Here is a 19,457-nt window from a genome sequence, read left to right on the forward strand (position 1 = left end):
TACCAAAAGTCCCAAGCAATATGGATATATTATACTTTATATATCGGCACAATTCAGCAAAAATTAATGCATATGTCGAATTCAAACCCAAGATAGTTTACGCAGCAACATTGCTCTGCCGGGTATTATCTCCTATAATTTAAACAAATGCCAACGTGGAACGTAAGATATTAACGCAATTACACATCCAATTCGATGGTCCAAAGGAGGTATTCCATGAACATCAGCCAGCTGGAGACACTAATAACAATTTCCAAAACGATGAGCTTTCGCAAGGCCGGAGAACTGCTTAATCTGACCCAACCAGCGGTATCAGCACAGATTAAGAGCCTTGAAGAAGAGTTCAAGACTCAGCTGGTTGACCGAAACCAGCCTGTTACATTAACGGATAGAGGGACTGTCTTTCTGGAGCATGCGGAACAAATAGTGAGGATTGTCGAGGAACTTAAGGAACGGCTTGCAGATCTTGATGAAAATCCCCAAGGTCATATAGTTTTAGGCACAACTACCTCAATCGCTATTCAAATTTTACCGCGTATTCTATCTTATTTTAAAGACCAGTTCCCCCATATCAAAACATCAATTTCCTCTATGTCCTCATCACAAATTTATCAGCATGTCGAAAACGGCATTGTTGATGTCGGCATCGGTTATTTAATTGGACGTAGCCCGGGCATGTCTACTTCCATTTTGTATTATGATACCTTCGAACTGGTGGTCTCTCCCAGACACCCTCTCGCTCAAGTGAAGACCGCTGGGATAGAAGCCTTAAGCAAAACCCCGCTGATTCTGCTCTCACCAGACACAGTGGGCCGTAAATTTGCGGATGAGGTTCTGAACAAACATGGCATTCAACCTCAGGTCATTATGGAGCTGACCAGCAGCGAGGAAGTGAAACGGATGGTCGAGCTCGATTTGGGCGCCGCCATTATTTCCAAGCAGTCAGTTACCGCTGAGGTTCGAGCCGGCACTCTCAAAATTGTGCCAATTATTGAGCTGGAGGTCACGCATCCTGTTGGTGTGATCACGAAATCAGGAAAATACGTAAACTCTGCTATGAGGCAGTTCCTAAGCGATCTTAAAGGCATGCCAGAAACCCAATTTATCGGGTCTGAATAAATCCCACCCACAAAGTGGAACCGATTACTTCTGAGCTGATTGCATAACCTTGTTTAAAGGAGATGTTCTTGATGAAATTTGATTTACACACCCATCATTTCCGCTGTGGCCATGCTGACGGAACGATTAGAGATTATATCGAAGCTGGGATTGCCGCTGGATTGGGCGTTATAGGTATTTCCGATCATACTCCCTATTTCGGAGATCCATCCGATCAGGCTTTTCCCAAAATCGCAATGGCTAAATCCGAATTTGCTAATTATGTAGATGATGTTCTCTCCCTCAAAAAAGAGTACGAAGGCGTTATCGACGTCCTGTTAGGCATCGAATCAGATTACTTCCCCGAACATGCTGAGATATACCGCAAGACATTATCCGCCTACCCTTTTGATTATGTGATTGGCTCGGTACATAGTGTTGGTGGAGTCAGCATTTTTAACAAAGGGCGCTGGAAAAACCTTAGCAAAAATGAGAAGATCCGCGTGAAGTCTGAATATTACCGGTTGATTGCTGATTCCGCACGCAGTGGTATGTTCCAAATACTCGGGCATATTGATGCGATGAAGGGGAATTATCCTGCTTTTTCCGAAATTCCTGCACCTCAGCCGATTGACGATTGTCTGCGTGTAATTAGTGAATGTGACGTGGCCATCGAAATCAATACCTCAGGCGGAACTAAGCTGGTCGGCGGCTGGTATCCCTCTGAAGATATTCTGGAGCGGGCACTACATTTTGGCGTAGAGGTTAGTTTCGGTTCGGATGCACATAAGCCGTCCCGGGTCGCTGAGGATCGTGATGCGGTAGCTGCACAGCTCAAAGCAATAGGCTTTACACACTGGGTTTATTACAAGCAGCGCCAAAAAGTCAAAGTTTCTCTGTAATCTAGCCTAAACGCCTTCAACGTCCCTATAAGGACGGTAAGCGTTAAAGCGAGAAATTAAATAATGCACCAAGCGTTATTGGTTTAGGGGCAGGGTTCACCCTCCGTTAAACCAATCTCAGCTTGGTGCATTATTTTGTTTATTTACAGATTATCACAGCTAAAACCTTGTTGTTTCAGCGTACGTTTCGCATCTCCATATTCCGGGTTAATCTCATAAAAATGAGCAATCGTACTGGTCCAGTCTCTCTCCGTCATCCCCTGCTGCTGCAAGTATTCACGGTGGGTTTGATTATATGCCTCCAGGAGGCCTTGTACATCCGGATTGTATTGCTCCTCATGAAATATAGCTTCCAGCGGCAGCCGCGGCTTCTGAGAAACCTCCTCCGCTGGGTATCCCACGCAGAGACCGACGACAGGGAATACGTACTCCGGCAGCTTCAGCAGTTCAATCACACCCGCTGTGTTGCGGCGCACACCCCCAATAGGAATGATGCCCAGTCCCATGGATTCCGCCGCTGCAATCGCGTTAGACAATGAGATTCCCACATCTGTAGCTCCAACCAAAAGCGCATCCACATCTTTTACGGCTTCAAAAGACTTGCCTTCCAGCTCACTAGCTACTTTAGCTCTATAAAAATCCATGCAAAACACCAAAAAAACCGGTGCTGCCGCTACATGCTTCTGATTTCCGCACAAAACTGAAAGCTGCTGCTTACGCGCAGGATCTTTGATGGCGATTATCGATACCTGCTGTCCATGAACCCATGACGGTGCGGCTTGAGCCGATTCAATCATTGATTGTAGCTTCTCTGGCTCCACAGGCTGGTCTGAATATTGCCGGAAAGAACGATGATTTTTTAATGTTTGTACCACTTCATTCAAAATGTTACGCCTCCTTGGTCATTCCACTCCATAGTATGTTAATCATAAACGATCGGATTCGGTACTGCCAATCACTTACGCTACTCTTTTCAAACAAAAAAAATGGACCCGAATCATCGGGTCCCAAAGCAGTATATTTTTAAAAGGGGGTCATGTACTTAGTTTAACCGCACACTGTTAGAGTTTGATAACGGCATTATTTCATTTGTGTAACAATGTGAATACTTTCATTACATCGTCCAAGGAGCCGACTTTGGGCATCACCCGCTCCAGCTTCATACCGTTCTTGAGCATCACACGTTCCGATCTAATATTATCTCCTGTGCAGCGTCCTTCGATCCTTGTTATCCCAAGGGTATGAACACTATAGTTCAAAAACAAACCCACGGCCTCCGTCGCCAGCCCGCATCCCCACCATGCCGGGTCCAGCATATATCCTAAGGTAGCTGTGCCCTCACGGCGGTTCCAATTCTGCAAAGCCACTATACCGATCAACCGCTGCTGCCCCTTTAAATAGATCCCGGCATGCAGCGCACAAGGATCGAAGGCAAATAACATCCGGTTTACCAGCTTCTCCACCTGGGCAGATGCTGATCCAGGGCCGGAGCGTACTAGAATATGGCGCTGCACATCTGGATGGGAGAGCAGCTGCCGCAAAGCTAAAACATCCTCAGGCATGATCAGCCTCAGATCTACCGCTAAACCATGTTGTGTCTCTAACAACACTGCTCCATAGGTGCTCATCTTCTCTCCCCTTCCGTGCAGCTAAAATTCCAGCCTAATCAGCTCATGGACCGATGCAGCGTCAGAACCGTTAATTCTGGCCTACACAATAACCGAAAAGGCATGTATGTCTCTCCAAACCCTCTATTCACATACACAGGCATGGCTTTGTCTTCTGTATAATACAATCCATTTATGTATTTAAGCGATCCATAAGGTGTAAATGGCGCACCTATAAAGGGCAGGCGAATTTGTCCGCCATGACTGTGCCCGGAAAGCTGTAGATCAAATGAATAGGCCTGTGCGGTATCCGCATAATCCGGCTCATGCATCAAAAGAACGTTAAAGGTTCCTTCAGGAACACCAGTAATTGCTTTCGCTGGGTCGGGTTTACCGTGTAACAGATCATCCAGACCCGTAACCGCCATGACTGCCCCGCCTCTTTTTAGAAGGTAGGATCTATTCCTTAGCACCCGGAAGCCCGCAGACTCCAGCAGCTCGGTAACCAGCTGGGTATTCTTGTAATCATGATTGCCTAATATCGCAAATTTACCCAATGGCGCACTTAACGCTGCCAGCACCGGTACGGCTTCAACAAGATCCTCAGGATCGCTGTCCACAATGTCACCCGTGAAGCAAATAAGATCCGGTTCAGCTTTACTTATATGTTTAGCGAGCCGGGCGAGATCCCTGGCATCCTTATTAAATCCGAGATGCGTATCACTGAAATGAACAAGCTTCATCCCTGAAAAAGCGGAAGGAAGCTCCTTGAAGCGCAAGTCCAGCTTAGTGACCTCAATCCAGTTTGGCTCCCCCTGCCATGCATATCCGCTTGTAAGCAATCCTGCGCCGATTACAGCAGCCGCACCCCGAGTCAGGAACTGCCGGCGGGTAATTGTAGACTCACCACCAGAATGCCCCTTAGAGGTGTCCTTGTGGATCTTATCGCCATTCTTATTGGGAGAAGCCCCAGACGATTGTATCTTCATAGGGAGATTCTCCTTTCTTTACCTTTTCCCCGAAAAACAGATGGTCCAAATAATAACTTATATATTATTCCGGGCAGTTAGAACAATCCGGCATTCTTCTTCCGGAGTTTCGCTGTAAGCGCGTGCAATCCCTTTTTTTGCGATTTCTGATTTTTCAACTCGTCTCAGCATAAATGCTACTTCCAGCGTTTTTTCAAAAGGAAACGGTTCAAGCATTAACGTTGACTTATCCTGCCACTCCGCTGTGATAACACGACCTGACGTAAAACTGAAATCTTCAGTACCTGAGAACCCTTCACGCCACCATGGATGCTCCTCTGATTTCGGACACCCCGGCTCATTTAAGGCCAAATACAAGGACAGATCATCGCAGAATTCTAAAAGGCGGGCATCATAATACAGCTCATCTTCCCCAATAGGCTTAGAAGCTTCAAGTTCCCGATGGATACGTGCTCTGCGTTCCTCTTCATTTTCTTGATATAAAGTAAGTTCTGGATAATCGAGTCCCGCTATCTTAATAAGCCGTTCAAAATGCAAGCTGCACAGCAACGCTCCGTACGGTGTGTGTTCCTCGATCTCATCTAATCCACGCTTATAAAAGGTCAACTTAGGCACTACAGGAAAATCAATAAAGGTGTAGGGTGCTTGCTCCGCATCATTCCAGAAAGGGGTCTCATCCAGATCAATCCAGCCCCTATCATGCTGTGCTACTGCCCACAGTACCTCTTCCCGGCGTCCTTCAGTTGGCACATGCTGCTCTTTGAACCCAATGGCCAGCTCTCCGGCAAGTTTCCCGTGATCATGCTGCTTAACCATTACAATTGCTCCATCTTGCTCCCGACAAATCACGATTATTCCTCCTTGTTCCACAGCTAACATTACGTTAACAATGGATATTATAGCATAAATTGGTCAATGTTCTGAACCTGCTCCAGCCCTGCAAGACTTTCCCGCCACAAGCAGATAAGAGAGTCATAACAACATAAAAAAAGCTACCCCCCAGCGAATGGAATCCACTTTGAGGATAGCTCAATAGATAAACATTTGGCGGTACTATTAATTACACACCTAACCAACGTTTGAACATATGCTTCGTTGTTTGCTTGTTAATTTCTGCAATGGATGTCGTAAGAGGTATTCCCTTTGGACAAGCGCGTACACAGTTCTGTGAGTTACCACAGCCATCGATCCCGCCATCCTCCATCAGAGCATCCAATCTTTCGTCAGCGTTCATTTCACCTGTAGGATGAGCATTGAACAGACGTACTTGAGAAATGGCTGCCGGTCCGATGAAATCCGTCTTTTCGTTGACATTCGGGCAAGCCTCCAAACATACGCCACAGGTCATACATTTGGATAATTCATAGGCCCACTGCCGTTTTTTCTCCGGCATCCGCGGTCCCGGTCCAAGATCGTACGTACCGTCAATCGGAATCCATGCTTTCACCCTTTTTAGTGCATTGAACATCCGGGTACGGTCAATGACTAAGTCACGCACCACCGGAAATGTCTTCATAGGCTCAATTCGTACAGGCTGCTCCAGATTGTCTATAAGTGCAGCGCAGGCTTGGCGGGGTTTGCCATTAATCACCATGGAGCAAGCTCCGCACACTTCTTCTAAACAGTTGGAATCCCAGCATACGGGAACTGTGCTGTCACCTTTGGCATTCACAGGGTTACGCTGAATTTCCATCAAAGCACTGATCACATTCATACCTGGACGATAAGGAAGTTCAAATTCCTCGACATACGATGAACTTTGTGGATCGTCCTGGCGGGTGATGATAAACTTTACGTTTTTGGGAGCTGCAGCTGTTTCCGCCATAATGGTTCCCTCCTAAAATTGCCTGATTTTATTTCATGAAGCTTGCCTCGCAAGCTATTCTGTTTCTGGAAAGCGTTAATCCTTCGAATAATCGCGTACCCGTGGAGGAATCAGCGAGACATCCACTTCGTCGTAGGAGATTTGTGGACCCTCTGCAGTCCAGGCTGCTTTTGTGGTCTTCAAGAACTCCTCATCATTACGATTCGGGAATTCCGGTTTGTAATGTGCACCACGGCTCTCATTCCGCATAAGCGCCCCAAGTGTCATCGCTTCGGACAGCTCCAGCATATTCCAGAGCTGGCGAGTGAAGGCCACACCTTGGTTATTCCAGCGCGATGCATCATTCATATTGATCTTGCGATAACGCTCCTTAAGCTCTTTGATTTTGCCAATAGTCGCTTCCAGCTTCGGATTGTGCCGCACCACGGTCATATTAGCGGTCATCCATTCGCCCAGTTCCTTGTGGATCACATAAGCATTCTCTGTCCCTGACATTGCCAATAGAGACTCATATTTGTCCGTTTGCTTTTTGTGGAAGCTATCGAATACGGAAGAAGAGATATCCTGCGATGATTTCTTCAGGCCTTTAATGTATTCAACAGCCTTTGGTCCTGCGACCATACCGCCGTAAATAGCAGATACCAGAGAGTTGGCGCCTAGACGGTTCGCTCCGTGATATTGATATTCACATTCTCCGGCTGCAAAAAGACCCGGAACGTTCGTCATTTGATTGTAATCAACCCACATGCCGCCCATAGAATAGTGCACAGCCGGGAAGATCTTCATTGGTATTTTACGGGGATCATCCCCCATGAATTTTTCGTAAATTTCAATAATCCCGCCAAGCTTCACGTCCAGCTCTTTCGGATCCTTGTGAGAGAGGTCCAAATACACCATGTTCTCGCCATTAATGCCCAGCCCTTGATCCACACACACATTAAAAATTTCACGTGTAGCAATATCGCGCGGCACCAAGTTACCGTAGGACGGATATTTTTCTTCGAGGAAATACCACGGTTTCCCGTCTTTATAAGTCCAGATACGGCCGCCCTCGCCACGTGCCGATTCCGACATCAGGCGGAGCTTGTCATCTCCCGGAATAGCCGTTGGGTGAATCTGGATAAATTCTCCATTGGCATAATGTACGCCCTGTTGGTACACCGCACTTGCGGCTGTCCCTGTATTAATAACGGAGTTCGTTGTTTTGCCAAAAATAATACCCGGCCCGCCGCTTGCTAAAATAACAGCATCCGCAGGAAAAGTCTCAATCTCCATCGTCTTAAGATTCTGGGCACTGATGCCGCGGCATACACCTTCGTCGTCGATGATAGCTGAAAGGAACTCCCAGTTCTCGCGTTTAGTTACGAGACCTTCAGCTTCCCAGCGGCGCACCTGCTCATCCAACGCGTACAGCAGCTGTTGGCCTGTAGTCGCGCCGGCAAAAGCTGTACGGTGCCGCTTCGTTCCGCCGAAACGACGGAAGTCGAGCAGACCTTCCGGTGTGCGGTTGAACATAACGCCCATCCGGTCCATAAGGTGAATAATACCTGGCGCAGCTTCACACATCGCCTTAACCGGCGGCTGATTCGCCAAAAAGTCACCGCCATAGACGGTGTCGTCAAAATGCTCCCAAGGGGAGTCGCCCTCACCTTTGGTATTTACAGCGCCATTGATGCCGCCTTGCGCACATACGGAGTGTGATCTTTTTACAGGAACTAATGAGAATAAATGGACATGCGCACCGGCTTCCGCTGCCTTGATGGTAGCCATCAGGCCGGCCAGGCCGCCGCCCACGATAATGATATCGGATGTTGCCATGATAGTTCACTCCTTTTATCGAAAATATCAGAAAGGATTCTTAAATTAAATGAAGGTCTTTATGGACTGGGCAATGGTTGCTGCAGTTTGAAATTCACTGTCACGGAAAGTAACCAGCGAAATCAGGAACATGAAAGTTACTAATACAAATATGCCAAGACAGAGGTAAGAAGATACCCGCTGTGCACGTGGACCAACGGTAATTCCCCAGCTGATCAAGAAAGACCAGAGACCGTTCGAGAAGTGGAAGCATGCAGCAACGATACCGATAATATACAGTGTCAGCAGAAGTGGCTGAGTCACGATATCATGCATCAGACCGCCTAATTCTTCGTGCTCCACATTACCCACCGCCACCTGAACCCGTGTTTGGAACAAGTGCCAGACGATAAAGATGAAGGTAACAATACCTGTAATCCGTTGCAGGGTATAACGCCAGTTTCTTTCAATGTTGAAACGGTTCAAGTTCGGCTTGGATTGATACGCAATATAAAGTCCGTATACCCCATGGTACAGCAGAGGAAGCCATATACCGAACAATTCCAGGAAGAAGACGAGCGGCAGGCTGTTCAGCCATAACACGCTGTCAGTGAAACCGGAAGCGCCACCCTCTACAGCCGCAAAATTCGTCATCATGTGCTCAATGAAGAAGGCTCCAAGTGGGATAACGCCTAGCAAGGAATGAATCTTTCTGGAATAAAATCCTTTCATACAAAGTAACCCCTTTCCGATTAAAACAGCGTTTTCATTAATGGGTATTCACCGCCGGAACTACATTTGACACAGGATAACGTTGACAATCCAATGACAATAATTCCTTAATTTACCGTTATCCTAGAGTTTACCGGACTTAGTTTTATTTTTCACAAAATGTGAATATCTTGTGTCACTTTTCATGTTACTCTTTTTTCGCTTATAAGGGAATTGCAATCTAATTATTAAACGTTATACAATAAACGCATAAGAATAGATTTTATATGATAATAATTCTCATTTAGCAAAACAACATTTTCCGACATAACCTGATTTTCCTTATGTAATAAGAACAGTTACTCTTACGGCTATGAATTTCATCACTACTGATCGTACATCGCATTAGGAGAGGAACTCAATTATGTTTGACGATTTAGATGTTTTTGCAGCAGTTGTGGAACATTCCAGCTTAAACCGGGCCTCACGCCAGCTCAATCTATCCCAGCCCGCCTTGTCTCGCAAAATTTCTAAACTCGAGGAACGTCTGGGGGTCGCACTGTTTAATCGTTATGGCAAACGACTGGAGTTAACCGAGGTTGGGCGTCTCACTTATTCCTATGCGCTTGAACAACGGCAGCAGCGTTCGAAGTTTCTGGAGGCTCTTTCCAAATTCAAAGAGGGGGAGCCAAGGCTTGTCACCTTGGGGGCTAGTCTTACCTCCCTGCAGACCACGCTTCCGCCGCTGGTAAACGCTTATATGGACAAATATCCGACCGCAGAGCTGAAGCTGATCACTGGCCGAACGCATGAGATCGTATCCTCAGTTAGTGAGGGAAAATCAGATGTAGGTCTGATCGCTTCCTCTATTCAAGAACCCGGGTTGCGCTGCATTTCTCTATTTGAGGATCAACTGCGACTAGTCGTCTCAGAGCAGCATCCTTTAAATTTATCTTCCAAGCTAACCATGGATAATCTATCCCGGCTGCCTATGATTCTCTTCTCAAAGGGGACCTGGTACCGGCGTCTGACGGACGATCTATTCCAGCGCTGCGGGATTGATCCCGATGTGCGCATGGAGATTGACTCCTTCGAAGCCATCGTACGGCTGCTTCCGACCGTCAAAGCGGCTGCGTTACTGCCAAAGTCTTATCTGCGTCCAGAACTGCTGAACGGCGGCGGGCTGGTGTCCTTACATATCAAGGAGCTGGAGCAAACTCAACGGACCACCTGCCTGATCTACCGTGACGATGGAAGCATGAGCACGGCGGCTCGCAGTCTGGTGCAAGTTACCGAAGAGATGTTTCTGACAGAACGCGAGCAGTAAAGCCGGACCAAATGAATCAAGGGGCGCACCTAGTGATCTCCAAATGAGGCAATAAGTGAAGTACTTATAGCGTAATTAGGGAATTTCTCCCTGAAGTTCAGAGATTTCTGTTCAGCAGACTTAAAATTAGGGAAAACTTCCCTAATTTTCGGCCGATTCAGTAACTAATTAAGGAATCCCTCTGTTTATTAGGGAGGAATTCCCTAATGTCGTTCATTTAGAGCGAATAGCGGCTATTTTCAGGGAGTTTTTCCCCAACTAGTTTAAAACCCACTCTGTACATCGCACAAACAAAGAACACATATCGCTTTTCGCCACACATATTTCACCGTCACAGATACCACAAATCATCTAATTGCAAGCCGTACGATAACCACACCTAGCAAGTCGCGCACCGACCAAACCAACATTATAGAACACTACGCATGGTCCATAGTCATATGGCATATTAAAATCCAATACGTTTCCTACTCTTTACTCCATAAAAAAGAAGCTGCCCCCAAGTAGAATTCACTACTTTTGAGTCAGCTTCTTTTCCTATGATTCTTGGTTCACAACTTCACTCTCAAAACGGTCAATACTTTCATTAGGACCAATGAGTACCATAACATCGCCTTCACTTAAATAATCATGGGCAGTTGGAGCGACGATTATTCCGCTTTCCCTATTTAGGGCAACAATACTGCAGCCATATTTAGCTCTTGTATTTAAATCAGACAAGCTTCTGCCGTTCATGCAGGACGGTACGGTCAGCTCGACAATTTTATAATCCTTGGACAGTTCAATATAATCCAGCAAATTGGGCGTCACCAGCTGATGTGCCACACGAATCCCCATATCCCGCTCCGGAAAAATAACCCGATCAACCCCCAGCCGCGACAGTGCGCGGCCATGAAGGATAGAGATTGCCTTAGCCACCACTTGCTTGACTCCAATCTCCTTCAACAAAATGGCCGCCAGAATGCTTCTCTCCATATTGTCACCAATCGCAACAATCCCACAATCAAAGTTCCGTACACCAAGCGAGCGCATAATTCCCTCATCTGTAGCATCTGCTACTACCGTATGCGTCAGCTGATCGCTCATTTCCTCCACGCGTTCTTCATGGTGGTCAATGCCGAGCACCTCGTAGCCCATTTCCATCAGCTCAAGCGCCAGGCTTGAACCGAAGCGACCTAAGCCGATTACTACAAATTGCTGTGCTTTCATTTCTAATTAACTCCTATCCAATAATTATTTTACCTTCCGGATACTTATACAGTGGTTTACCCTGTTTGGGACCGAGTGCATACGCTAAGGTTAGTGGACCTAGCCGACCTGCAAACATCGTCAGACAGAGTAGAACCTTACCGATCGCTGACAGTTCCGGAGTTAGCCCCATAGTCAGTCCTACCGTAGCAAAGGCGGAGGTCGTCTCAAACAAGATTGCCAAGAAATTACTGTCTTCAGTTGTGGAGAGTATCATCGACACAGAGGCGATTAACAACAAAGCCAGCAGCGTGATCGTTAATGCCTTGTAGATGCGCTCTTGAGCCAGCCGATAACGGAACAACACAACATCTTCCCGTCCACGCAGCATAGCAATTACAGCACCAATCATCATTGTAAAGGTTGTTGTCTTGATCCCGCCGCCCGTTGAGCCCGGAGAAGCACCAATAAACATAAGAATCACTATAAAAAATTGTGTAGCCTGCCGAAGTCCAGCAATATCTACTGTGTTCGCGCCAGCCGTACGGGGAGACACGGATTGAAAGAAGGCCGATAATATTTTACCGCCGAAATTCAGTGAACCCAGGGTACGAGTGTTAGTAAACTCAAATATAAAAATAACCAAAGCTCCGATCAGAATCAGCCCTGTGCTGGTGGACAGGACAACTTTACTATGTAGAGACAGCCTGCGGGTTACCCGAAACTCCACCAGATCTGACATTACAATAAAACCAATCCCCCCGGAGACAATCAGAAACATTACAATAATATTCACAAGCGGATCATATACATAATCAGTTAAACTGCGAAAATCCCCAAAAATATCGAACCCCGCATTATTAAACATAGACACCGCATGAAATATGCCATAATAAATCGCTTTTCCCAACGGCATATCAAAAGCCCAGCGAATAGACAGCAGCACAGCGGCACAGCCTTCTATGACAAGAGAATATATGAGGACTCTCCGGATCAGTCGCACAATTCCTTCCATAGAGCCTTGATTCATGGCTTCCTGTAGGATTAGCCTGTCCCGCAAAGATATTTTACGCTTTAACACCAGTGAAAATAGAGTGGCCATGGTCATAAAACCTAAGCCGCCGATCTGGATCAGGATCATAATTACGGTTTTCCCAAAAATGGTGAACGAAGTTCCGGTATCCAGCACAACAAGCCCTGTAACACAGGTTGCCGACGTTGAAGTAAATAATGCATCAATAAATTCCACGGAATTCCCGCTTGTGCTTGAGATGGGCAGCATAAGCAGCAGGGCCCCTATCAGAATGATCGATGCAAAACCAAGCACCAGTATCTGCGGCGGCGAGAGCTTCAGAAACTTAAATTCAGAAATCCTGCGAAACTGTGAAGCCACTTTGCTCACCTTCTTATCAAAAATTCCAACAAAAAAAGCACTGGAAAACCAATGCTGACTTGGTTCCTGCAGTAAATTAGCCTACGAGGTTAGCTGTCGGATTCGGACTGTGCAGGCTGCCCTATTCGTTCCCAGAACGAAATTCACCCCTGATGAAAGTGCCATTTATCGTGTACACTCCACTTTTCATCACTTCTTATGGTTCCCCCGTTTTCACCAGAAATTCGGCTACTATACAATTGCATACAAATTATATACGTTATTTAGTGAATTCACAAAGACACAATTAATGCTCATTCACATGAAAAAATGCGGTTTAAAGAGACTGCATCAAAAGGAGTGCCTTTTCTCATCACTTTTCCGTGTTTTCCCTGCAATTACACCGATTCTCATCATTCGTGCAGAAATGAACACGATAAAATTCATGGTATAAATTCACATGACTATTCTATACTATCTCTATTACCCATAAAAAGAACATATAATGTTTTTTGTAACCAACCAGGCACTAATACTATAATGGAACATAACATTGTCACAGTACATAACAAGGAGGCGTTACATGAATCCCGTCGGCCAGCCCTTACAGCAACGTGCCCTCTCCAAGAGGCTCATCATCTCGGGCATTATCGGTCTTATTCTATTTATTATGTTTCAGATTTCCCCTTCACTGCTTAGTAGCCCTACAGGTGAAGATACCACCGTCATTAGCAAGGCAGAAGCCCGTGACCAAGCCATATTATTCGCAGAACAAAAGCTCAACTACACCGAAGCACCAAACGATCAATGGAATGTACTTTACCAGACGGACTCTTCCTTTTATGGTTATATGTCTCGCGAGAAGCTTGTGGAGGACTACACCAAGAAAAAATTGGATCAAAAATATCCTTTTGATGTCTTTCGGGCAACGCTTACTCCTTCAGCGGAGCAAGAGCCGCAAATCATCGTTGACCTCAATATGTATACCGGTAAGATTGTCGCTTTCTCAAAGGCTGCAAAAGTTGTCTCCGAAGAGGGGCCAGGCATTGCTTCCGTTGGTGCAAAAGAGGACAAGGGAGCTGACCTCACTCTAGCACAGAAGGAGAATCTTGCTCGTCCTTGGCTTCAAGAATGGGAAGTAAATCCTGCCAAGCTACAAATTGAATCCAATACAGGAAGCCATGGGCTAGTGTATACGGATAGTACTGTTCAGGTCGGCGAATCCTTATTGCACTATTATTTTGATTTCAGTGGAGAGCAGGTATCCAGCTTTAATGCCGGATTCACTGCACCGGCTTGGCATACCTCCTACGTACAAGGACAGACCTCTTTAGCGGAAAAGCTAACATTATTCGGTTACGGTATACCCACACTGATTTTAGGAATTCTGGCACTCGTCTACAGTATTCTTAGAAGAGAGCATACTTCCTTTAAACGTGGAGTATTCCTAAGCTCAGCCTATTTTGTAATCATGATGATCAGCACCTATAATATGCTTCCTGAATCAACGGGCGAAGGGCTAGAAGCACAGATTACCTCTGTCATTATGTTTATCATTTATGCTTTGTACAGCCTGCTGATGTCCTCCTTGCTCTACTTCTCTTTAGTGGGCGGTAATGGCCTATGGCGAAAAGAGGAAGGCATGAACCCTTGGCCCCGCGCCAAAGAGCCCGGCTATGGACAATATGTGTTGGACAGTATCCGGGCTGGATACATCTGGGCTTTCGTTCTGCTAGGGGTGCAGACGGTTATGTTCATCATATTATCGTTTACCTTGCACAATTGGTCTACTACAGACGCCACCCAATCTCCTTATAACATGAGATATGCTTGGCTTCTGCCTATCGTCGCATGGCTCGCTGGTTTATCTGAGGAAGCCATTTATCGCTTTTTCGGAATTCCTATGCTGAAAAAGGTGTTCCGGAACACTTTTATCGCTTGCTTGATCACCACGCTGGTTTGGGCGTTTGGCCATACGTTATATCCGATCTATCCCATCAGCTCCCGTCCCATTGAGCTGACTGTAATCGGGCTGCTGTTCAGCTATATTTTCCTTCGTTACGGGTTTATTGCTGTCATGTTCAGCCACGTCGTGTTTGACAGCATCCTGATGGGCGCTACGCTGATCTTTATGAAGGAGAGCGTAAATGTAGGCGCGGGTATCTTCGCGATTATTATGCCGTTCATAGTCGCTTACATCGTCTATCGATTTAATCCACCACAGAAGCCTAAGCCGGTGGAGCCTTCTTCTTTGATTTAAACTAATGTGAAGACGTAATGAAATTAAAAAAGGGCATCAAAGCCGCTTTAGTCGCTGCTTTGATACCCTTTTTCTTTTGTCACCATTGCTATGAGGTTGGCTCTTCATCCTTGAGCGCATCAAGAATTTGTTTTGCCAGCTTTTCTCCAATAGAAAGTGTACGGAAATCATCCACGGAGGCTTCTTTAATTTTCTTAAGCGATCCGAAATGCTTTAGCAGCGCTTTACGGCGCTTCTCACCTATACCAGGTATAGAGTCCAGCTTGGAGGTAACCATGGACTTCCCGCGCTGTTCACGGTGGAAGGTGATCGCGAACCTATGGACCTCATCCTGAATCCGCTGCAAAAGGTAAAATTCCTGACTGTCCCGGGCTAGCGCGACAGGCTCTGGCGGATCTCCAACCAAAAGCTGAGCCGTCTTATGCTTATCATCCTTAACAAGGCCGCAGACCGGAATGAATAATCCCAGCTCATTCTCCAGAATATCAATAGCAGAGGAGATTTGCCCTTTCCCTCCATCGACCACGATAAGATCCGGTATCGGAAGATTCTCCTTCAATACCCGCTCATATCGCCGCCGAATGACCTCGCGCATCGTTCCATAATCATCCGCACCCACCACCGTACGAACCTTATATTTACGGTACTCTTTTCGTGCAGGCTTGCCATCAATGAAGACAACCATCGCTGAGACCGGATTAGTCCCCTGAATGTTCGAGTTATCGAACGCCTCAATACGGCTCAAGCGTTCAAGCCCCAAGCTCTCGCCTAAGCTGATCGCTGCTCCAGAGGTACGCTCTTCATCCCGTTCAATCAGCCGGAATTTCTCGTCGATAGCCACTCTTGCATTTTGGCAAGCCATGCCAACCATCTGCTTCTTAAGACCGCGTTGTGGCACAAGCACCTTAATGCCCAGCCACTCCTGCAGAATGGAGGCGCCGCCAGCGGCATCCACGATCCCAGCTGCCGCAGCTTCCTCCGCCGCCGTCGCACGTGCCTCAGCCTCTTCAGCCGATTCAGGGGTATCTTCACCCTGTTGTAAATCCGCTTCTGCTGGAGCAGCTATGGCGATCTCGGGTTTAGTCTCTTTATTAGCCAGAGATTCCTCATCGAGCACATCCGGCAGCAGGATCTCCTGCGGCAAAGCGGGATTATCACTATAATACTGCGTCACATAAGACATAAAGTCACTGTAGGCTTCACCATAGAACGGGAACACGGAGGAATGGCGCTGAATCATCTTCCCTTGTCTCATGTACAGAATCTGTACACACATCCATCCCTTGTCTACAGCATAACCAAATACATCCCGGTCCTTAGTATCTGTAGTGTTGATCTTCTGCTTCTCCATCAATGCATCGATATGGATAATCTGATCCCGCAGTTCCTTCGCCCGCTCAAAATATAATTCCTCAGCAGCTTCCTGCATTTTTTGCTGTAAATCCTTTTTAACCGCCTCATGACCTCCGCCTAGAAAAGCAGCGATGTCCTGCGTAATCTGCTCATACTCGGATTTCTGAACCTCCTTCTCACACGGTGCCAAACACTGGCCCATGTGATAGTAAAGACAGACCTCCTTTGGCATCACGCCACATTTACGAAGCGGGTACATACGATCTAGGAGCTTTTTTGTCTGCTGAGCAGCATAAGCATTAGGATAAGGGCCAAAATATTTTGCTTTATCTTTAATCACCCGGCGTGTAACCTCAAGGCGCGGGTGAGTTTCATTCGTTATTTTTATATAAGGAAACGTCTTGTCGTCTTTCAAAAGCACATTATAACGCGGCATATGTTTCTTAATCAGATTACACTCTAGAATGAGCGCTTCCATGTTACTGGACGTAACGATGTATTCAAAATCAGCAATATTAGCGACAAGCCGCTGCGTTTTACCATTATGACTGCCTGTAAAATAAGAGCGTACCCGATTCTTAAGTACCTTCGCTTTGCCCACATAAATAATAGTGCCTTCCTGATTCTTCATCAGATAGCAGCCAGGCAGATCGGGTAGTAGTGCCAGTTTATTGCGGATATTGTCCAAAATGATCCCCTCCAGCTAAATTGGACCCATGATTAGTTGGCATTCAGCACACAAAACGCCTCCGGAATGAACCGAAGGCGCTGAGTGGCAGGGCCGAGGCCCGAACAGTAGCATCTATCAATTATTGATGTTTTGCTACGATATTTTTCAGGGATTCTTTGGAGTTCAGTCCCACAACTTTATCTACCGGTTGACCATCTTTGAAGAAGATCAGAGTTGGGATACTCATAACACCAAAACGGGAAGCCGTTTCCGGATTCTCATCCACATTCAATTTTGCAATTTTCACGTCGTCTCCGAGCTCTGTGGACAATTCATCCAAGATTGGAGCGAGCATTTTACAAGGACCACACCAAGGAGCCCAGAAGTCTACTACTACAGTACCTTGACCTTCCACTTCGTTACTGAAGGATTGGTCAGACACGTTCACGATAGCCATGATATTGTTCCTCCTTTAAGTTTTGCGAAGCATTACGCACATCTTAAGCCAAAGCTTAGTTCATGGAAGCTGCTCCGAAATATGAGTTAATAAATTGTTTCATGTAATATGATAACCAAATTACCACTTACCGACACATTACAAGTATAACATATCTTTATGGGATATGTGAAATATCACTCGCAATTATATTGCCTTCAATGTATTTTTTTTGCGTACTCTTTTCTTTACAACCTCCCCAGCATTTCGGTATACTTAAAGAAAGCGCATTAATTGTCAATGACTTATTTCATAAACTAATGTCAATTTGCATCTAATAATACAGGGCTTGTCCCTGTAAGGAGGCAGAAACTATGGATGTTAACGCGCAAGTACGGGACCCACGAGAACATATCAACGAAGAACCCCGCAATGATCTTGGGGATTTAATGACCGGATTTTTCGGAATGACCACGTTTATGACGGTTGTCTTTTTCGGAATGGTCATCCTTAAGTTTATTCTCTCGGAGTAAAGGAATCATCGCACAATAAAAAGAAGCTGTCTCAAAAGTAGTGAATGCTACTTATGGGGCGGCTTCTTTTTTTGGAATAATGAGGGAAAACCTCCCTGATTATAGCTGATATTTGCTATAAATGAACGGAATCAGGGAATTCCTCCCTAATAATCGGGAGAATATCTGTTTTCGCTGACGAATCAGTTCATTTTTAGGGAGACTTTCCCTAATTATCGATCAGATTCAGTATGCCCGCCAGATGCTGCAACCCGAAAGTGTGTTTGAACAAGTGAAAAACAATCAGGACTTAAGACGATCCTGCTTCGTAGCAGGGAAAAAGCGGCGTTTGAGTTCGAATAACTAAAAAAACGAAGAGCAGCGATCCTCCAATAAAAGAGGAATCACTGCTCTTTTGAATTTTACATTATGAATATTCCAGGCTTATCTATTGGCCCCTCTTTGATTCTCCCCATGCAGTGGAAGAACATCCACAAAAGGAGCAATGCGATCCATTAGTCGTTGGCCTTTATAGACCTCTTCACCATCTTTGCTCGTAAAGCTAAGATGTTTCTCCAAGCCATCCAACGGATAATTCGAGGTGTAGAAGGTTGGTTTGCGGTTCATCCGATAATTCAAGATCGCCCCAAGTACATGATCACGAGCCCAAGGATTCAAATTTTCCGCACCAATGTCATCAAAAATAAGTAAATCGCAGTTTTTCATTGTATCGACAGTTTCCTTCATCTTCTGGCCATCCATCATGATCGATTTCAAGTCCTCTATAAAGTCTGGCATGTATACGATCACTCCGGTATATCCAGCAACAGCAAGCTCATGCAGCAAATAACACATCAAAAAAGTTTTGCCTGTTCCGAAAGAGCCATGTAAATAAATGCCGCGTGAAGTCAGGCCTTCCTCTTTAACATTCGTGATATAATCAAATATTTTATTCACAGCCGAGACCCGGCGCGGGTCTTTGCCCATAATATCTATCTCATCATAACCGCCGTTAAGTACACGCTCGTCCACATAAAAGCTACGAATACGTTTGCGGATGTTATCCTGATTATCTTGTGCCACTTTAAGCCGGCATGCCGTCTTGCGTTCATATAGATCCACTGAACCATTCACAGTTTCTACCGTTAGTTTACTATAATGGCCAGGAAAATCATTTGGACACTTCTCTAGTCCTGGGCAGTTCGCACAGTTTCGGCTTTCCTCTACATATTGATACAGGCGACTCATATGAAGCCGCAGTCGTGATTCGTCCAGTTCAGGATGTTCGGACTGTAATGCCTTCACAAGTGGATGATTGAATAACCCCTGTTCAAGATCGCGTTGACGCTGCCGTAGAGTTGGATTGTTGATCGAACGAAGTACATCGCCCATAGACTCCATTGTTCCACC

17 protein-coding genes and 1 riboswitch are annotated in these 19,457 nt (G+C 45.9%); of the genes, 5 read left to right on the top strand and 12 right to left on the bottom strand.

What is annotated here, in order from left to right; all coding sequences use genetic code 11:
- Positions 1-216 precede the first annotated feature (216 nt).
- Together MHH89_RS17125 and MHH89_RS17130 are read left to right on the top strand one after the other, a co-directional pair.
- On the top strand, positions 217-1,119 hold the full coding sequence (locus MHH89_RS17125) for a LysR family transcriptional regulator (RefSeq protein ID WP_038573173.1): 903 nt from the start codon (positions 217-219) through the stop codon (positions 1,117-1,119).
- A 71-nt stretch (positions 1,120-1,190) separates the two neighbouring features.
- Positions 1,191-2,000 (top strand): histidinol-phosphatase, encoded by an 810-nt coding sequence (locus tag MHH89_RS17130; protein ID WP_076193295.1) that lies wholly within the window; start codon positions 1,191-1,193, stop codon positions 1,998-2,000.
- Positions 2,001-2,143: 143 nt separating this feature from the next.
- Here the strand turns inward: MHH89_RS17130 and MHH89_RS17135 are convergent, their stop codons facing one another.
- The 7 genes from MHH89_RS17135 to MHH89_RS17165 all read right to left on the bottom strand — a co-directional run bounded on the left by MHH89_RS17135 (position 2,144) and on the right by MHH89_RS17165 (position 8,950).
- Entirely contained in the window at positions 2,144-2,875 is a 732-nt protein-coding gene (locus MHH89_RS17135) for an NADPH-dependent oxidoreductase (RefSeq protein WP_339191286.1), read from the bottom strand.
- Between the two features lie 210 nt (positions 2,876-3,085).
- On the bottom strand, positions 3,086-3,628 hold the full coding sequence (locus tag MHH89_RS17140; protein WP_051491088.1) for a GNAT family N-acetyltransferase: 543 nt from the start codon (positions 3,626-3,628) through the stop codon (positions 3,086-3,088).
- A gap of 38 nt (positions 3,629-3,666) precedes the next feature.
- Complete coding sequence (locus MHH89_RS17145) at positions 3,667-4,596, bottom strand: metallophosphoesterase (RefSeq protein WP_341087675.1); 930 nt, start codon at positions 4,594-4,596, stop codon at positions 3,667-3,669.
- Positions 4,597-4,653: 57 nt separating this feature from the next.
- On the bottom strand, positions 4,654-5,445 hold the full coding sequence (locus MHH89_RS17150; protein WP_341087679.1) for a DUF3891 family protein: 792 nt from the start codon (positions 5,443-5,445) through the stop codon (positions 4,654-4,656).
- A gap of 211 nt (positions 5,446-5,656) precedes the next feature.
- Positions 5,657-6,421: a succinate dehydrogenase iron-sulfur subunit gene (sdhB, locus tag MHH89_RS17155; protein WP_036679800.1), complete on the bottom strand. Its 765-nt coding sequence runs from the start codon at positions 6,419-6,421 to the stop codon at positions 5,657-5,659.
- 75 nt (positions 6,422-6,496) lie between these two features.
- Complete coding sequence (sdhA, locus tag MHH89_RS17160; RefSeq protein WP_076127961.1) at positions 6,497-8,239, bottom strand: succinate dehydrogenase flavoprotein subunit; 1,743 nt, start codon at positions 8,237-8,239, stop codon at positions 6,497-6,499.
- A 45-nt stretch (positions 8,240-8,284) separates the two neighbouring features.
- Complete coding sequence (locus MHH89_RS17165) at positions 8,285-8,950, bottom strand: succinate dehydrogenase cytochrome b558 subunit (protein WP_036679804.1); 666 nt, start codon at positions 8,948-8,950, stop codon at positions 8,285-8,287.
- A gap of 403 nt (positions 8,951-9,353) precedes the next feature.
- On the opposite strand from MHH89_RS17165, the gene MHH89_RS17170 reads away from it, so the two are divergent.
- Positions 9,354-10,256, top strand: coding sequence for a LysR family transcriptional regulator (locus MHH89_RS17170; RefSeq protein ID WP_036679806.1), 903 nt, complete (start codon positions 9,354-9,356; stop codon positions 10,254-10,256).
- Between the two features lie 537 nt (positions 10,257-10,793).
- Here MHH89_RS17170 and MHH89_RS17175 read toward each other — a convergent pair.
- Both MHH89_RS17175 and MHH89_RS17180 read right to left on the bottom strand, forming a co-directional pair.
- Positions 10,794-11,465 carry a potassium channel family protein gene (locus tag MHH89_RS17175; RefSeq protein ID WP_036679808.1) on the bottom strand — a complete coding sequence of 224 codons (672 nt, stop codon included), beginning with the start codon at positions 11,463-11,465 and terminating at the stop codon, positions 10,794-10,796.
- Between the two features lie 13 nt (positions 11,466-11,478).
- Complete coding sequence (locus MHH89_RS17180) at positions 11,479-12,837, bottom strand: TrkH family potassium uptake protein (RefSeq protein ID WP_254848997.1); 1,359 nt, start codon at positions 12,835-12,837, stop codon at positions 11,479-11,481.
- Between the two features lie 62 nt (positions 12,838-12,899).
- Positions 12,900-13,077, bottom strand: a riboswitch (cyclic di-AMP (ydaO/yuaA leader).
- A gap of 322 nt (positions 13,078-13,399) precedes the next feature.
- Here MHH89_RS17180 and MHH89_RS17185 point away from each other — a divergent pair.
- Entirely contained in the window at positions 13,400-15,076 is a 1,677-nt protein-coding gene (locus tag MHH89_RS17185; protein ID WP_341087684.1) for a CPBP family intramembrane glutamic endopeptidase, read from the top strand.
- An 88-nt stretch (positions 15,077-15,164) separates the two neighbouring features.
- On the opposite strand, the gene uvrC is transcribed toward MHH89_RS17185, so the two are convergent.
- Positions 15,165-17,117, bottom strand: a complete 1,953-nt coding sequence (uvrC, locus tag MHH89_RS17190) for an excinuclease ABC subunit UvrC (RefSeq protein ID WP_282580007.1) — start codon at positions 17,115-17,117, stop codon at positions 15,165-15,167.
- A 121-nt stretch (positions 17,118-17,238) separates the two neighbouring features.
- Positions 17,239-17,556, bottom strand: a complete 318-nt coding sequence (gene trxA / locus MHH89_RS17195; RefSeq protein WP_036679814.1) for a thioredoxin — start codon at positions 17,554-17,556, stop codon at positions 17,239-17,241.
- 353 nt (positions 17,557-17,909) lie between these two features.
- Here trxA and MHH89_RS17200 point away from each other — a divergent pair, with 353 nt between their 5' ends.
- A complete protein-coding gene (locus tag MHH89_RS17200; protein WP_094902239.1) occupies positions 17,910-18,068 on the top strand; it encodes a YqzM family protein in 159 nt (52 codons plus the stop codon).
- A 423-nt stretch (positions 18,069-18,491) separates the two neighbouring features.
- Here MHH89_RS17200 and dnaI read toward each other — a convergent pair whose 3' ends face one another.
- Positions 18,492-19,448, bottom strand: a complete 957-nt coding sequence (gene dnaI / locus MHH89_RS17205; RefSeq protein ID WP_076134190.1) for a primosomal protein DnaI — start codon at positions 19,446-19,448, stop codon at positions 18,492-18,494.
- Positions 19,449-19,457 lie beyond the last annotated feature (9 nt).

Origin of the sequence: Paenibacillus sp. FSL H7-0323 (assembly GCF_038002725.1) — a bacterium.
Lineage (GTDB): Bacteria > Bacillota > Bacilli > Paenibacillales > Paenibacillaceae > Paenibacillus_AQ > Paenibacillus_AQ odorifer.

Excerpts from the sequence above, each read along its gene's own strand:
- MHH89_RS17125 (WP_038573173.1), top strand. The coding sequence starts at position 217 with ATGAACATCAGCCAGCTGGAGACACTAATAACAATTTCCAAAACGATG.
- MHH89_RS17130 (WP_076193295.1), top strand. The coding sequence starts at position 1,191 with ATGAAATTTGATTTACACACCCATCATTTCCGCTGTGGCCATGCTGAC.
- MHH89_RS17140 (WP_051491088.1), bottom strand. The coding sequence starts at position 3,628 with ATGAGCACCTATGGAGCAGTGTTGTTAGAGACACAACATGGTTTAGCG.
- MHH89_RS17145 (WP_341087675.1), bottom strand. The coding sequence starts at position 4,596 with ATGAAGATACAATCGTCTGGGGCTTCTCCCAATAAGAATGGCGATAAG.
- sdhB (WP_036679800.1), bottom strand. The coding sequence starts at position 6,421 with ATGGCGGAAACAGCTGCAGCTCCCAAAAACGTAAAGTTTATCATCACC.
- sdhA (WP_076127961.1), bottom strand. The coding sequence starts at position 8,239 with ATGGCAACATCCGATATCATTATCGTGGGCGGCGGCCTGGCCGGCCTG.
- MHH89_RS17165 (WP_036679804.1), bottom strand. The coding sequence starts at position 8,950 with ATGAAAGGATTTTATTCCAGAAAGATTCATTCCTTGCTAGGCGTTATC.
- MHH89_RS17170 (WP_036679806.1), top strand. The coding sequence starts at position 9,354 with ATGTTTGACGATTTAGATGTTTTTGCAGCAGTTGTGGAACATTCCAGC.
- MHH89_RS17175 (WP_036679808.1), bottom strand. The coding sequence starts at position 11,465 with ATGAAAGCACAGCAATTTGTAGTAATCGGCTTAGGTCGCTTCGGTTCA.
- MHH89_RS17185 (WP_341087684.1), top strand. The coding sequence starts at position 13,400 with ATGAATCCCGTCGGCCAGCCCTTACAGCAACGTGCCCTCTCCAAGAGG.
- trxA (WP_036679814.1), bottom strand. The coding sequence starts at position 17,556 with ATGGCTATCGTGAACGTGTCTGACCAATCCTTCAGTAACGAAGTGGAA.
- MHH89_RS17200 (WP_094902239.1), top strand. The coding sequence starts at position 17,910 with ATGGATGTTAACGCGCAAGTACGGGACCCACGAGAACATATCAACGAA.
- dnaI (WP_076134190.1), bottom strand. The coding sequence starts at position 19,448 with ATGGAGTCTATGGGCGATGTACTTCGTTCGATCAACAATCCAACTCTA.